Genomic DNA, 14,378 nt, shown 5'->3' with positions numbered 1-14,378 from the left:
ACTCTCCCTTACTGGGATGTTGGAAAAGTAGGTCGTTGCGGGCTTTGTTGTTTATCTGCTTTAATTCTTATATTATTTGATTCTAGTTTTTATTAGTGTTTATTTCTATTTAAGTATAAAATAGTAGTTTTTATTTTTTTAATTCTTTTTAATTGGATTTTATTGATTAATTGTAGTAGGGCTTTTAAGTTTGTTTTTATATTATTGGGTTTATTTGTCTTTTTAATTTATTATCTTGCTGTTTTTAAGAGTTTTATTTAAAAATGATGTAAGTCAATGTATTAGCAAATTATGAATTTGTTGTATTTATATCTTTTGTTAGTTGATAGTTTTTTCAAAAATAATTAATGTTTTAAAAGTGCTTTGCTAAAGTGTAAGTTAAAAACAAACAGAGAAAAAAATAACCTATGCAGGTTAAGAAGAAGTATGAGACCTATGATATAAATAAGGATCAGAAATTTCTCTATGCAAGAGAGCTTTTAAATTTCAAAGAAAAAAGAGGCATAGATGTCTTAGAGCTTATGCAAAAGATAGATAAGAAGCAAATTTTAAATAAGATGGCTTAACTGGTTAAAGATAGCCACCTTTTAAATTTATCTATTTAAACTTTTGTCTCATTTTGAAGCTTTGTGGCATGAGCTAGCACACTATCTACTATCTCGCTCGCATTTTTGCCATCTTTTGAAGTGAGTAAATTTCTCTTTAGCAGCTCTTCTAAGATAAATTTGATCATCTTCTCATTTTTCAAAAGCCTTGAGAGAGGCACTATATCATCAGCTAAGCTTTGCTTGTTCATTAGCTTTGAGTAAGAGCTTGCCTCCGCACTAAGCTTCGTCTCGCCACTATCACTAGCGATAGGACTAAAACTCTTTAAAAATCCCACAAATACACCAGCATTGCTATAAGTATCATCTACTTGATATACCGACATATCAGGGTTAAATGTATATTCATCACTGGCTCTTGTGTCAAGATGCTCTTTGCTAAAATTTAGCTCATAGACCTCGTGGCTTACTCCAAAGCCTCTAAGCTCATCTCTAACGCTCTTTGCATCGTTAAATTGATCAAATGTTTTATATACATTTGTAACAGATATTAGGCTCACATCTTTTAAGAAATTTGCATTTTTACCAAAGGTTTTTTGGTTAGTATCCAAGCTAAAGCCTTTTGGTAAATTTACTAGATCAGCCTCGCTATATCTATCTTTTTCATCGCCCACAATGCTTTTAAAAAGGTTATAGTAGTGCTTTGTGGTATCAGCTACATCTATCTTTTCAAATGCAGCCTTGCTTCTATCTTGTGTGAAGAGATATGTTTTATTGTTGTATCTAACTATCTCATCAAGTGTGCTTTTGTGAATTTTAAAGTCATGTGGCAAGCCTGCTGCTTTGTTAAAATCAGCTCCCATAAAGCCAGCTTTATCCACTGTGTAGCCATAAGCTTGAAGATCATTAAAATTTAAAGAGACGAGGCTGTTTTGCGAAGAAGTAGTATAAGTAAATTTAGCAGGCTCTTGGCTTGGCTCACTACTCTTTTCTTTGACATTTTGTTTTATGAGATCACTAAAATTTAAAGATCTATTTTGTTTGTGTTGTTGCTTAGTGTATAAATTTACATTTGTGCTTAAGATGCTAATATCATTCATGGTTTGCCTCCTAGCTTCTTTTATAGTTTAAAGCAAAAGGTGTTCCAGCAAAATTTGATATTAAAAGAGTGCGGGGGAGATATGTCCTCCCCATAAAAAATGTTATTTATTTTTTATCTTCGGCTATTTCTTCGCAAGCTACTTTATAGCGGTATTTGCACGCTAGCTCTAGGTAGCTTTTTTGAGATGCCGCATCGTTTTTCTCGCCGTAAAAGTCGGCTAGTTTATAGCAAGCAAGACCAAATCTTTGCTCGCATGATTTTGCAAACAGCTCATTTGCTTTGCCTTGCATTTTTGGGTCATCTTCATAGTATTCGCCAAGCTCAAAGCAAGCTTTTGGCGTGCCAAGATCGCATGATTTAGTTAGTGATTTTACGATCGTTTCATTGTCTTTTTTTGAGTTGATTGATTTTGAGTTTAGTAAAACCGCAAGTCTATAGCAACCCCTTTTATCGCCTAGATCGCAAGCTTTTTGATAGTACATTGTACCCTTATTTACATCTCGTCTGCTGTAAATTTTGCCTAATTTCAAACAATATGCAACTTCATTATTTGCGCATTTTTGCTCGATCCTAGCTATCTTTTCAGCTCTACCGCAACCCGAGATAAATAAGATCGCAACAGCAGTTAGAATAAAATTTTTAAACACATTTACTCCTTTATCGTTAAAAATTTATTTAATCGCATTATAAAATCATATAACTTAGATTAAAATTTAAAAAGGAGTAGAAATGTAAATTTGCCCCAAGAGGGACAAATTTATAGATATAGCATCGTCCCAAGGCGGATCATATTTGAGCCACATTTTATCGCTAGCTCGAAGTCGCTACTCATGCCCATCGAGCAGATAGTTGCGCCTTTTGGCTTTAGGCTCTCATAAATTTTATATGTTAGCTCAAAGCTCTTTTGCACCTCTTTTGGCTCGTCCACATGCGCTCCGATGCTCATCACGCCTCTTAAATTTATATTTTTGCACTCGCTTTGGATGCGCTCATAAATTTCAGCCGCATTTGCGACGCTGACACCTTGTTTTGTATCTTCATCGGCCGAGTTTATCTGAAGTAGGGTGTCTAGCTTGTAGCTGAGCCTTTTATCGACCTCTAGGGCTCTTTCGAAGCTATCGCAGCTTTGCCAAAGCACTGGTTTTAGGCTTATCATTTGATTGATTTTATTGTTTTGCAGGCGGCCGATCATGTGCCATTTGATGTCAGTGAAATTTTGTAGTTCAAGCTCTTTTTTAGCTAGCTCCTGGACTCTATTTTCACCAAAATTTCTTTGCCCCTGTGCGTAAAGCTCCCTCACTTCAGTGCATGTCACATTTTTGCTAACGGCTATTAGCGTCACATCTTTGCTTAAAATTTCTATCTTTTCAAGTAGATCTTTTAAAACTATCATCATAAACCTCCGCTTAATCTCATAATGTCATTAAAGGTCGCGAGCACCATGATGCCAAGCAGTAGCGCCCAGCCGCAGTAGGTAAGCGTAACAAGCACTCGCTCATTTATCTCGCGTCTAAAAATTAGTTCATAAATGTTAAATAAAATGTGCCCGCCATCAAGCGCTGGGATCGGAAAGAGGTTTAGCACGCCTAAATTTACAGAGATGAGCGCCACGATGGTTAGAAGCACGCTAAGGCTGACCTTAGCGGCCTTTGAAGTGACATCGGCTATCTGCACGATGCCGCCGACCTCTTTTAGTGGCACAGCTCCAACGACTAGCTTTTCAAAGCTTTTAAAGATGAGCTTTGAAGCCTCGACTGTCTCACCAAAGGCAAATTTTAAGCTCTCTAAACCTGTGTGATAAATTTTCACCACTTCGCCATTTGACTGGATGCCGATCAATGGGCGCTGCACTTTTTCATTAAACAAATTTATCGTTTCACCTATCTTTGGTGTTAAATTTATAGTCATTTGCGAGCCGTTGCGATCTATTAAAATGGCGCTAGGTTCAAGCTTTACGTTCTTGCTGATCTCGTCCCACTCGTTTATTTTTACGCCATTTATCGCTAAAATTTTATCGTTTATTGCTATGCCAGCGCTTGCAGCTGCCGAGCCTTCAGCTATGTGACCGACACTTGGCGCAAGCCTCTCAACACCGATAAATCCAAGCAAAATGTATATGAAAAATGCCAAGATAAAGTTAAAAAATGGCCCTGCAAAGAGGATGTAAATGCGCTTTATCGGACTTAGCACGTTGTAGCTGTCAGCGTCGTAGTTTTTGGCCTTTGGGTCGGTGTCGTCTTGTCCTTTTAGCTGCACGTATCCGCCAAGTGGGATAGCGCTTAGGCAGTAGTCGGTGCCGCCAACATTTTTGGTGTAAATTTTCTCGCCAAAGCCGATGCTAAAGGTATTTACTTTGACACCGAGCATTCTTGCTACTAAAAAGTGGCCAAGCTCGTGAAAAAATATGAGAAAACTAATGGCTAAAACGGTCACTAAAAAATAAAACGAATATGCATAAAGACCAAGGCAAAGCAGGGCTAGCGTGAAGAGAATGCCTTTCAAAACTTACCTTTAAATTTGATTTTACCGCTCGAGTTTATTGCTGAGCAAAACGGCGATAAATTTCGTGCTCGGGTTTGCGTCAAGCGCGATCTTTAGGCTCATGGTAAGCGGTACTGCTAAAAACATACCGCCGATGCCGAACAAAAATCCCCAAAAAAGTAGGCTCAAAAGCACCACAAGCGTGCTTATACCAAGGCCTTTGCCTAGAAATTTCGGCTCGATAAAGTTGCCGATGACGATATTTACGGCTAGATATAGTGCCGCAGTCCAAGCACAAGAGGCTGCGTCGTTTAGCAAAAGCGCCATCAAAAGCGCCGGGACGGCCGCGATAATAGAGCCGATCGTCGGGATAAAATTTAGCACGAAAGCTAAAATACCCCAAAGCGGCGCGTAGGGCACGCCGATAAAATTTAGCCCGATAAATATAAAAACGCCCGTCGCAAACGACGCTGCGGACTTGATCGCGAGATAGCGCTTGAGATTTGATATAAACGTATCTACGATCTGGTTCGTTTGCGGATTTTTGCTCGCAAAATACTCGACTTTTTGAGAAAATACCTGCACTTCAAAAAGCATAAAAGTAACGAGCAAAAAGACGAAAAAGCTCTTTGAAACGAGCTCGGTGCCGCTCCTTAAAAATCCGCCCAGTACGGCAAAAATTTTATTTATATCAAAGTCTGCGGGCGCGGCGATGCTCTCGAGATCGATTAGGCCGTGGCTCGCTAGCATCTGGTGGTAATGATCGGCGAGGGCTTTAAATTTGCTCTGAAGCTCGGGCATGTAGCTAACTAGCCCGTTTATCGTCTTTATCACGGTGTTTGCGATAAATCCCAGCGACAAAAACACCACCGCCGTAACTAGCGCGAAGGCTAAAACGCGCGGAAATTTGAGCTTTTCGAGCGCATTTATCACAGGCGTCGCCACGATAGCGATAAAAACCGCCATCAAAAACGGTAGCACGACGACGCTAGCAGTCTTTAGTCCCGCCGCGACCACGACGAAGCTAGCTAGATAGATTATAGCGTTTCCGGTTCTCAAATTTAACTCTTTTTCATTGCTTTTACGTAGGCAAAGATATACTCAAACCCAGAATAAAGTGTAAGCGCAACGGCTATCCATAGCAAAAGCTCGCCACCAGGCCAGCTCATCAGTAAAAATCCAACCGCAAACATCTGCGAAACGGTTTTAACCTTACCAGCCATCGAAGCTGCGACCTCGACGCCGTCACTTGCCATCACGACACGAAAGCCAGTTATAAAAAACTCTCTTATCAAGATGAGATAAACAGCCCAAGCGCTCGCTCTACCAAGCATCATAAGACCCAAAAATGCAGCAAGAATTAGCATCTTATCAGCTAGTGGGTCGAGGATAGCGCCAAGCTTGGTCTTTTGATCCCAGCACCTAGCGATGTAGCCGTCAAAAAAGTCAGTCACTGAGGCGATCACAAAGATAAGAGCTGCGAAATAGTTTATCCAGCTTATATGAATTTGCGTAAAAATTCCTTGCGCATTTACGAGCATAAAAAACATAAGCGGAGCTAGCAATATCCTAAAAAATGCCAACGCATTTGGTAAATTTAAGCTCACGAATATGCCTTTATGCCTAGAAATTTCACTCTCATTTAAAAGTCGTACCACCATCTATTATAAATGTATGTCCAGTCACCCAGCTAGCCTTAGACGAGCACAAAAATAGACATGCTCCAGCTAGATCAGCAGGCTGTCCCATGCGGTTTAGCGGGCTAAGCTTTGCCGTCATATCGCGCACCTCTTCGTAGTTGGTAAAGGCTCTTAGAGCGTCTGTCTCGATAGGACCGCCGCTTACGACATTTACGCGGATGTTTTTCTCGCCAAGCTCGGTCGCAGCGTATCTTGCCATCGCTTCGACGGCTGCTTTTGCTGTGCCATGGCCTGCGTAGTTTTCGATATAGACTAAATTTCCAGTTGAGCTTAGGCTAATAATACTGCCGCCACCCACTTTTTCCATGCGTTTTGCAGCCTCTTGTGCGCCCACGACAAAGGCATTTACAGTTGCTGTGAAGATATTATTTATACCTCTTGGTTTTAGCTTCATAAATTTAGTGTATCCACCTGCCACTGCGCGACCTGAGATGATAGCGTTTGAGATGAAAAAATCAACCCTGTCAAAGTCCTCATCTATCTTTAAAAATAGCTCCTTATAAGTCTCTGGCTCAAGGATATTTAGCGCGTAGGCTCTGGCTTTTATCTTGTAAGTAGCCTCAAGCTCTTTTGCCTGCTCTTTGGCAAGCTCCTCATTCGAGTTATAAGTAAATGCGATATTTACACCAGCTTTTGCAAATTCTTCGACTATGGCTCTGCCGATGCCTCTAGTGCCGCCGCTGATGACTAGCGTTTTACCTTTAAATTCGTTTAGTGTGTCCTTCATTAAAATCCCTTTATTTCGTAATTTTTAATAACTTCTTCGATCTTTTTAAAATTTTCTTTGCTCGGTTTGCAAAGTGGCAAGCGGTACTCCAAAGTGTCGATCAGCCCAGCTAGATACATCGCCGCTTTGATCGGTATCGGGTTGCTTTCGCAAAAGAGCGTTTTGTTTATCGTATAGAGGTTGTCATTTATCAGTTTTGCTTTTTTATACTCTTCGCTCATCGCAAGGTGGGTAAGCTGTGAAATTTGATCTGGTAAGAGGTTTGCAGTGACCGAGATGACGCCCTTTCCGCCGTATGATAGGATAGGGTAGTTTATCGCATCTTCGCCGCTAATGACTACTAGATCAGGCTCGTGAGCTAGCAGATCGACGCATCTATCGATGCTGCCTGTTGCCTCTTTGATGCCAAAAATATTTTTACAATCTTTAAAAAGTCTAAAAACGGTTGCTGGCAAGATATCTACGCCAACTCTGCCTGGGACGTTGTAAAGAAGCACTGGAATTTCTATGCTGTTTGCGATAGCCTTGTAGTGCTCGTAAAGCCCTTCTTGCGTTGGTTTGTTGTAGTAAGGAGCGACTGATAGGATACCGTGAGCGCCGTGAGCTTGGGCAAATTTAGCGATATCGATGGCCTCGTGAGTGGCGTTGCTGCCAGCACCAGCGAGCACCTTGACATTTGTGCCTTTACATGCATCTACTGCGATCTCGATGCAAATTCTATGCTCATCATGCGTTAAAGTCGCACTCTCACCAGTTGTTCCCACTGGCACAACGACGTCTATGCCGTTTTTTATCTGTCTTTTTATCAGTTTTTCAAAACTGACTTCGTCTATTTTTTGGTTTTTAAATGGCGTAACTAGTGCTGTCATCGCACCTTGAAGCGAATTTTTCACGTCTATTCCTTTTTTAAGATTATTGTCGTGCTAGTTTTTTCGTTGAAATATCTATTTGCTATCTCTTTTAAAAGCTTGGCATCTATCTTATCTATATTTTTCTCAAGCTCGTAAAGTGGCTTTATATCGCCTCTAGCAAGGTATGAGCCATATAAATTTGCCACCTTGCTCGCGCTTTCAAATGAGTAGATAAAATCAGTTTTTATCAAATTTTTAACTCTTAAAACATCCTCTTTGTCGATCGGCTTTCTTTTTAGATTATCTATGATCTTTAAAATTTCAGTCTCAACCGCGCTAGCCTCGACATCTGGGTTGCAAACTGCTAAAAATATAAATAAATTTTCATCAACGCAGCTCATATTGTAAGCGTAAATTTGATTTACAAGCATTAGCTCATCGACAAGGCGCTGTTGTAAAATGGAGCTTTTGCCAGTGGCTAGGTATTCGCTTATTGCGTTTAGCCCCACTTGATCAGCATGCCTAAAGTCTGGAATTTTATAAGCGATAGCTAGCATTTGCGTTTGGCTATCTTTGTAGATGATAGCCCTTCTTGCGCCGTCTTGCTCAGGCTCTTTGCAGTGTAGTTTTGGTATGGCTCTTTTGTTTTTTACGCCGCTAAAGTTTTTCTTAGCTAGCTTAAATGCCTCGTCTTTGCCGATGTCGCCACTTATAATCAAAATGGCGTTTTTTGGCTGATAATATGTAGCGTGAAATTCTTTTATATCAGCGATCTTCCAGTTTTCGATATCTTTTATAAATCCTATCGGCGTCCAGTGGTATGGGTGGTAGATAAATGCGTGGTTGTAGAGCCTAAAGTAGAGGTATCCCATAGGATTGTTGTCTGTTCGCCACCTGCGCTCCTCGTGCACCACCTCACGCTCAGGCTGAAATTCTTTATCTTTTAGGCTTAAATTTTTCATAAGCTCGGCAAAAAGGCCAAGCGTTTTGTCTAAATTTTCATTTGAAGCTTTTATGAAGTAGTGTGTGTAGTCAAAGCCCGTGCTTGCGTTATTTACACCGCCAAAGCCCTTTACGATCTCATCAAACTCGCCTGCGCGTAAGTTTTTGGTTGATTTGAAATTTAGATGCTCTAGCATGTGAGCGATGCCGCTTTTGCCCATCACTTCGTTTCTAGAGCCCACTTTGTAAAAAACATCGACACTTATCACTTTTGATCCAGGATTTACTGGCACGTGATAAATTTCAAGTCCGTTGTCTAGTTTAAATTTATTAAATTTTATCAATCTCTTGCCCTCTATTTTTTAACATTTGCGCCGACTGCTTCGCTGATAGAGGCAAAGCCATCTCTTTTTAAAAGCTCTAAAATTTCTAAATTTATATCTCTTGCGATCATCGGCCCTTTAAAGATAAAGCTTGTAAAAATTTGAACTAAATTTGCTCCCATTTTTATGCGCTCATAAGCCTCTGCACCGCTATCTATGCCGCCACACGCGATAAGCGTCGTCTTGCCATAAAGCTCATCAGCCACGGCTTTAAAGATATCTTTTGACTTTTTGGCGATCACCTTGCCGCTTAGTCCGCCAAAATCCTTTAAATTTGACGAGTGAGAGAGTGAATAACCAACGCTTGTATTTGAAATGAGTACGCCACTAGCGCCGTTTTCTACCGCGCAGCTACAAAGCTTGATCGCATCTTCGTGGCTCATATCAGGAGCTATCTTAAAGATGATCGGCTTTTTAGTAAGTGGCAAAATGACGCTAAAAAGCTCTTTTATGAAGCTCTCATCTTGCAATGCTCTTAAATTTGGCGTGTTTGGCGATGAGACGTTTATGACAAACGTATCGCAAATTTCACTAAATTCTCTTACTAAAATTTCATAGTCTTTTATCGCGTCTTCATTTGGCGTAACCTTGTTTTTGCCGATGTTTGCCCAGATCGGTATGGTAAAAGGATATATCTTTTTTACTCTATTTTTGATAGCCTCACAGCCTTCGTTGTTAAAGCCCATCGCATTTTGGATGCTCTCTTCGTCTATGAGTCTAAAAAGCCTTGGTTTTGCGTTGCCAGGTTGTGGTTTTGGTGTAAATGTGCCAAATTCTAAATGTCCAAATCCAAGAGCCGTTAGCGCCTCAAACATCGTGGCGTTTTTATCAAAGCCACCAGCTATGCCAACTGGGTTGTGGTAGGTACTTGAGAATAAATTTTGTTTTAGCGCGTTGTCATCGACCACGCATTTGTGCGCTAAAAAGCTTAGCGAGCCAGGGAAGATTTTATTTGCCCCGACCATCGCTACTTCAGCGATCTTGTGGGCAGTTTCAGGATCAAATTTGAAAAATATAGATTTTAAAGTATTGTAGTTTAAGCTCATTTTAACCTCTTTAAAATGCCTAAAATTTCTGCAAATCTTAGCAAAAATCGCCTTAAACTAAGGCTTTGCCCTTAAGCCTTGCATAAATTTCATTTCTCTTGCTAAGCTCCTCGTCGCTTCCACTATCAATGATCTTGCCATCACTCAAAACTGCGATCTTATCGGCATTTTCAACCGTGCTTAAGCGGTGAGCGATGACAAAGAGGATCTTTTTGCTTCTTAGATTATTTATCGCCTTTGTGATCTCTTTTTCGCTCTCGTTATCAAGCGCAGAGGTAGCCTCGTCAAAGATGAGGATTTGTGGGTTTTGATAAAGCGCTCTAGCTATGGCGATGCGCTGTCTTTGACCGCCTGAGAGGTTGGTGCCAAATTCATTTAAGATAGTGTTTATGCCATCATCAAGCTTGCTTACAAACTCATAGGCATTGGCTAGTTTTAGTGCGTTTACAACGGCATCTTCGTTAAATTCTCTGCCGTAAGCCACGTTTTTAGCAACTGTGTCGTTAAAGATATAGACGCGCTGTGTTACAAGCCCGATATTTTGGCGAAGTGAGTGAATTTTGATATCTTTTAAATTTATACCATTTATCAAAATTTCTCCGCCATTTACATCGTAAAATCTCATAAGCAAATTCATAAGCGAGCTTTTTCCGCCGCCGCTTGAGCCAACAAGGGCTATAAATTCTGACTTATTTGCCTCTAAATTTATCCCTTTTAGGACCTCTTTGTCGCCGTAGCTTAGGCGGACATCATTAAATTTGATCAAATTTATCTCTTCGTTTAGCTCTTTTTTGCCATCTTTTATCTGGCTTACTTTATCCATCAAGAAAAAGGTCCTCTCGCTCGCTGCGATGGCGTCTTGCATCTTGTTGTAGATATTTACGATGCGTTTTAGCGGGGTGTAGAGCATGAAAAGCGCTGTTAAAAACGAGAAAAATGCGCCCATATTTATATGCCCGTCGATGACGTCTTTACCGCCTATTATTATGACCGCTGCCACGCCTATTGAGCCTATGGTCTCCATTAGTGGGCTTACTAGTTGCTCGATCTTGACGCTTTTTAAATTTAGCCTAAAAAATTTATTATTTTCATCAACAAAGCGTGAATGCTCGTATTCTTGGGCGTTATTTGCTTTGATTATCTCGATATTTGTAAAAATTTCACTAAGTGCAGAGGTTATGTCAGATGTTTTTTCTTGCGACTGCTTTGAAATTTTCTTCATCCTTTTAGCAAGGCGCGAGATCGGATAGATCGCCACTGGCATGACTACAAGGGCGAAAAATGCCAGCTTTGGACTTTGATAGATGACGACGCAAAGAAGCCCTATAATGGTGACTGACTCTCTTGTTAGCTCAGGTATGATGCTTGAGACTATCGATCTTATGCGGTCGATGTCGTTTGTTGTTCTGCTGATTAGCTCGCCAGTTCTAAATTCATTGAAAAAATCCATATCTAAATTTAAAAGGTTTGCAACCATCTTTTCGCGAAATCTCCTAATGGTATCTTGCCCGATATATGCCGTAAAATAGGCCTGCATGAAGGTTCCGATGTTTTTTATAACGTAGATCGCGATGATGGCGCAAGGCAAGATGTAGAGCAGCTTTTCGTTTTTCTCAACAAAAATTTTATTTAGCACAGGCTCTACGAGATAGGCACTTACTGCCGTTCCACCACTGGCAAGCCCCATGCCGATGATGGCAAAGATGAAGTGTGGGATATAGTCTTTAAAATATGGACCAAAGCGCTTTAGCACATCTTTTAAGCCAAAATTATTCATTATTTCTCTCCCAAACTGCGCCATTTGGTGTGTCCATGATAGAGATATTCATCTTTGCTAGCTCATCTCTTATCTCATCGGCCCTTGCGAAATCTCTCTCTTTTTTAGCTACCGCGCGCTCATCAAGAAGTTTTTGGATATGCTCTTTTTGCTCGTCACTTACACCAAACTGAAAATACTCCACATAGTTTGTTATAGCAATGCCTAAAATTTCGCCTATGAGCTCTAAATTTGCCACCACTTCGGCCTTGTAAGCTTTATCTTTTGGGTTATTATCAAGTCTTTCATTTGCCGTTTTTACAAATTCATCGACACTTGCAAGCGCCTTTGAAGCGTTTAGATCATCACTTAGCGCTTCAAGTAGCTCGCTTTTAAAACTCTCATTTGCCATGCCAGCTTGCACGCCATCAACCCTTTTTTTGAGGCGGTAAATTTTATCAAGTCTCTTTTTTGAAGCTACTAGGTCTTCATCTGAATAGTTAAAATGAGCCCTATAATGGCTCGTAAGTAAGTAATATCTAAGCACTTCGCCATGAACGTTTTTTAGGGCGTCCTTTACGAAAAAACTGTTATTTAGGCTCTTACTCATCTTTTCGTTATTTACCTTTATAAAGCCGTTGTGCATCCAGTATTTGCTTAAATTTTTATGATAGGCACATCTGCACTGGCTAGCCTCGTTTTCGTGGTGCGGAAAGAGTAGGTCGATGCCACCAGCGTGGATGTCGATCTCAAATTTATCATTTTCTTTATCGCTTAAAAACTCCCTTATCATCGCCACGCACTCGGTGTGCCAGCCAGGGCGACCCTTGCCAAATGGGCTTTCATACCATTTCTCGTCAAATTTCCAAAGCACAAAGTCTTTTTCATCTCTTTTCTCGCCAAAACTAGCCACGCGCGCGATAAGATCGGTGTTATTATCCTTGCCGCTGATGCTAAAATATCCACTATCCTTGCTCGTATCAAAGTAAATTCCATCGCTGGTTTTATACGCCACACCTCTATCCATAAGCACCTTGATGTAGCTAATGATCGCCTCCAAGCACTGCGTAGCCTTTGGTTTAAAGTCTGGATCAAGCACGTTTAAAGCGCCCATATCGCTCTCGTAGTGCGCTATATATTTGTTTGTGATCTCCTCTAGGCTTTGGTCAGTTTGCGCCATTTTATTTAAAATTTTATCGTCGATGTCGGTGTAGTTTCTTGCAAATTTGACCTTGTAGCCAAGCGCTTTTAAGACCCTTCTTAAAAGATCAAAGCTAACGGCTGACTTTGCATGTCCCAAATGCGCGTCATCATAGACCGTTGGACCGCACAGATAGATGCTTACTTCACCATCTTTAATAGGGCTAAACTCAACCTTTTCTCTTTTAGAAGTATCAAAAATTCGCATTAAATATATCCTTTAAAAATGTTAAACCAAAATAGAGCAAAACCGCCAAAATAGCGATAGCGGCTATAAATTTAGGCTCGATTATAGCTAAAAATCGCTTAGCCCCAAAGGCTCTTATATATAAAATAAGCTGTAAAAATCCCCCAAGCGAGCTTGCAAATGCAAGGCCAGCAGCTCCAAATTTCTGCATCAAAATGACAGCTAGGATCAAATTTATCACAAGGCAGATGATAGAAATTTTGGCTGCCTCTTTTTGCTTCATATTTGCATAGAGCCAAAGTGAGAAAATTTTAGCCAGTCCAAATGGCGTAAGCCCCACCAAATAGGCACTTAGCACCTTGGCACATTCAATGGTGTTTGCCCTTACAAAATTCCCTCTCTCAAACAAGAGCCAGATGATAAACTCGCTTAGCACAACGCCTGCGATCGTGGCTGCTAGCAGGGCGCAAAGTAGCAGGTAAAAGCTCTTTTTTGTCCAAACTAGGGCATTTGCTTCGTCTTTTTGCTTTAAAAGTCTGGTGATCTTTGGAAAAAGCGCCTGAGAGAGCGCGATCGCAAAGATGGCAAGTGGGAGCTGGAAAATTCTATTTGCATAAAAGAGATAGCTTATCGAGCCACTAACCAAAAAGCTAGCTAGCCAAGTGTCCATAAATGCGCTTATCTGCATAGCACTTGAGCCAAGTAAGCCGTGATAAAAATTTATAAAAAAGCCTTTACTCTGCGCTCTTTTACCCTTAAAATATCCGCTTAGACCGCCCCAAAAAATTTTATTTAAGGCGTTAAATTTCATAGCGATTAGATGCACCAAAACCTGCAAAATACCGCCTGCAACTACGCCAAAGCTAAGATAAAGTGCGACCACGCTCTCGCTCTTGCCACGAGCCAAAAGTAGTGAAGCGATCATGGCTAAATTTAGCAGTGCAGTAGAAAACGCAGTCGTTGCAAAGTGCCCTTTATACTGAAGCAGCGCACCCATAAAAGTGACGATATAAACAAGGGCTAGATAATAGAAATTTATACGCACGAGCGGCACTGCGTCTGTGATATTTTGCTCGCTCAAGCCGCTTGCGATGATCTTTATAAAGTAAGGCGTAAATAAATTTACAAGAAGCGTTAATGCGCCTATAAAAAGTAGAAATTTGATGAAAATTTCAGCTTGAAAGGTCGCTTTTTTCTTGTTATTTGTAAAATTTGGCAAAAATGCCTGCGTAAAAGCCCCTTCGCCAAAGATGCGGCGAAATAAATTTGGTATCTTAAATGCTATAAAAAAGAGGTCGCTAAATATGCCAGCACCAAGGATAGAAGCCGTAAGAAGGTCTCTTATAAGCCCTAAAATCCTTGAAGTCATGATGCCAACTGAGTTTGAAAAAAAGCCTTTTATAAACATCGCCCACCTAGTAAATTTAAAACGCAATAGTAACAAAAGATGCTTTAAAG

General features: G+C 40.6%; 13 protein-coding genes and 1 pseudogene. 1 reads left to right on the top strand and 13 read right to left on the bottom strand.

Annotation, left to right across the window (positions count from 1 at the left end):
• Positions 1-404: 404 nt before the first annotated feature.
• A pseudogene (locus B9N65_RS06705) lies at positions 405-566 on the top strand (cell surface protein); the annotation flags it as partial.
• A gap of 35 nt (positions 567-601) precedes the next feature.
• Here the strand turns inward: B9N65_RS06705 and B9N65_RS06700 are convergent.
• From B9N65_RS06700 to murJ, 13 genes are all read right to left on the bottom strand, one after another.
• Positions 602-1,645, bottom strand: coding sequence for a Cj0814 family flagellar-dependent secreted protein (locus tag B9N65_RS06700; RefSeq protein WP_087583298.1), 1,044 nt, complete (start codon positions 1,643-1,645; stop codon positions 602-604).
• A 106-nt stretch (positions 1,646-1,751) separates the two neighbouring features.
• Positions 1,752-2,294, bottom strand: coding sequence for a tetratricopeptide repeat protein (locus tag B9N65_RS06695; protein ID WP_087583297.1), 543 nt, complete (start codon positions 2,292-2,294; stop codon positions 1,752-1,754).
• 110 nt (positions 2,295-2,404) lie between these two features.
• Entirely contained in the window at positions 2,405-3,043 is a 639-nt protein-coding gene (locus tag B9N65_RS06690) for a YggS family pyridoxal phosphate-dependent enzyme (protein WP_180385132.1), read from the bottom strand.
• Positions 3,040-4,149, bottom strand: a complete 1,110-nt coding sequence (gene rseP / locus B9N65_RS06685; protein WP_087583296.1) for an RIP metalloprotease RseP — start codon at positions 4,147-4,149, stop codon at positions 3,040-3,042. The genes B9N65_RS06690 and rseP overlap by 4 nt, the downstream gene beginning before the upstream one ends.
• 21 nt (positions 4,150-4,170) lie before the next feature.
• Positions 4,171-5,166 carry an AI-2E family transporter gene (locus B9N65_RS06680; RefSeq protein WP_374220072.1) on the bottom strand — a complete coding sequence of 332 codons (996 nt, stop codon included), beginning with the start codon at positions 5,164-5,166 and terminating at the stop codon, positions 4,171-4,173.
• Between the two features lie 23 nt (positions 5,167-5,189).
• On the bottom strand, positions 5,190-5,735 hold the full coding sequence (gene pgsA / locus B9N65_RS06675; RefSeq protein ID WP_087583294.1) for a CDP-diacylglycerol--glycerol-3-phosphate 3-phosphatidyltransferase: 546 nt from the start codon (positions 5,733-5,735) through the stop codon (positions 5,190-5,192).
• A 31-nt stretch (positions 5,736-5,766) separates the two neighbouring features.
• Entirely contained in the window at positions 5,767-6,555 is a 789-nt protein-coding gene (locus B9N65_RS06670; RefSeq protein ID WP_002942175.1) for an enoyl-ACP reductase, read from the bottom strand.
• Entirely contained in the window at positions 6,555-7,424 is an 870-nt protein-coding gene (dapA, locus tag B9N65_RS06665) for a 4-hydroxy-tetrahydrodipicolinate synthase (protein ID WP_051267829.1), read from the bottom strand. Before dapA ends, B9N65_RS06670 begins: the two co-directional genes overlap by 1 nt.
• Before the next feature lie 26 nt (positions 7,425-7,450).
• Positions 7,451-8,692: a M16 family metallopeptidase gene (locus B9N65_RS06660; RefSeq protein ID WP_087583293.1), complete on the bottom strand. Its 1,242-nt coding sequence runs from the start codon at positions 8,690-8,692 to the stop codon at positions 7,451-7,453.
• Positions 8,693-8,703: 11 nt separating this feature from the next.
• Entirely contained in the window at positions 8,704-9,777 is a 1,074-nt protein-coding gene (locus B9N65_RS06655; RefSeq protein ID WP_087583292.1) for a quinone-dependent dihydroorotate dehydrogenase, read from the bottom strand.
• 52 nt (positions 9,778-9,829) lie between these two features.
• On the bottom strand, positions 9,830-11,554 hold the full coding sequence (locus B9N65_RS06650; RefSeq protein WP_087583291.1) for an ABC transporter ATP-binding protein: 1,725 nt from the start codon (positions 11,552-11,554) through the stop codon (positions 9,830-9,832).
• Entirely contained in the window at positions 11,547-12,941 is a 1,395-nt protein-coding gene (gene cysS, locus B9N65_RS06645) for a cysteine--tRNA ligase (protein ID WP_087583290.1), read from the bottom strand. Before cysS ends, B9N65_RS06650 begins: the two co-directional genes overlap by 8 nt.
• Positions 12,928-14,328: a murein biosynthesis integral membrane protein MurJ gene (gene murJ, locus B9N65_RS06640; RefSeq protein ID WP_087583289.1), complete on the bottom strand. Its 1,401-nt coding sequence runs from the start codon at positions 14,326-14,328 to the stop codon at positions 12,928-12,930. Before murJ ends, cysS begins: the two co-directional genes overlap by 14 nt.
• Positions 14,329-14,378: the final 50 nt, after the last annotated feature.

The organism is Campylobacter concisus, from assembly GCF_002165815.1.
In the GTDB taxonomy this organism is placed as follows: domain Bacteria; phylum Campylobacterota; class Campylobacteria; order Campylobacterales; family Campylobacteraceae; genus Campylobacter_A; species Campylobacter_A concisus_BH.
Note: the sequence above shows the minus strand (reverse complement) of the source record. Positions and strands in the feature narration are given on the sequence as shown.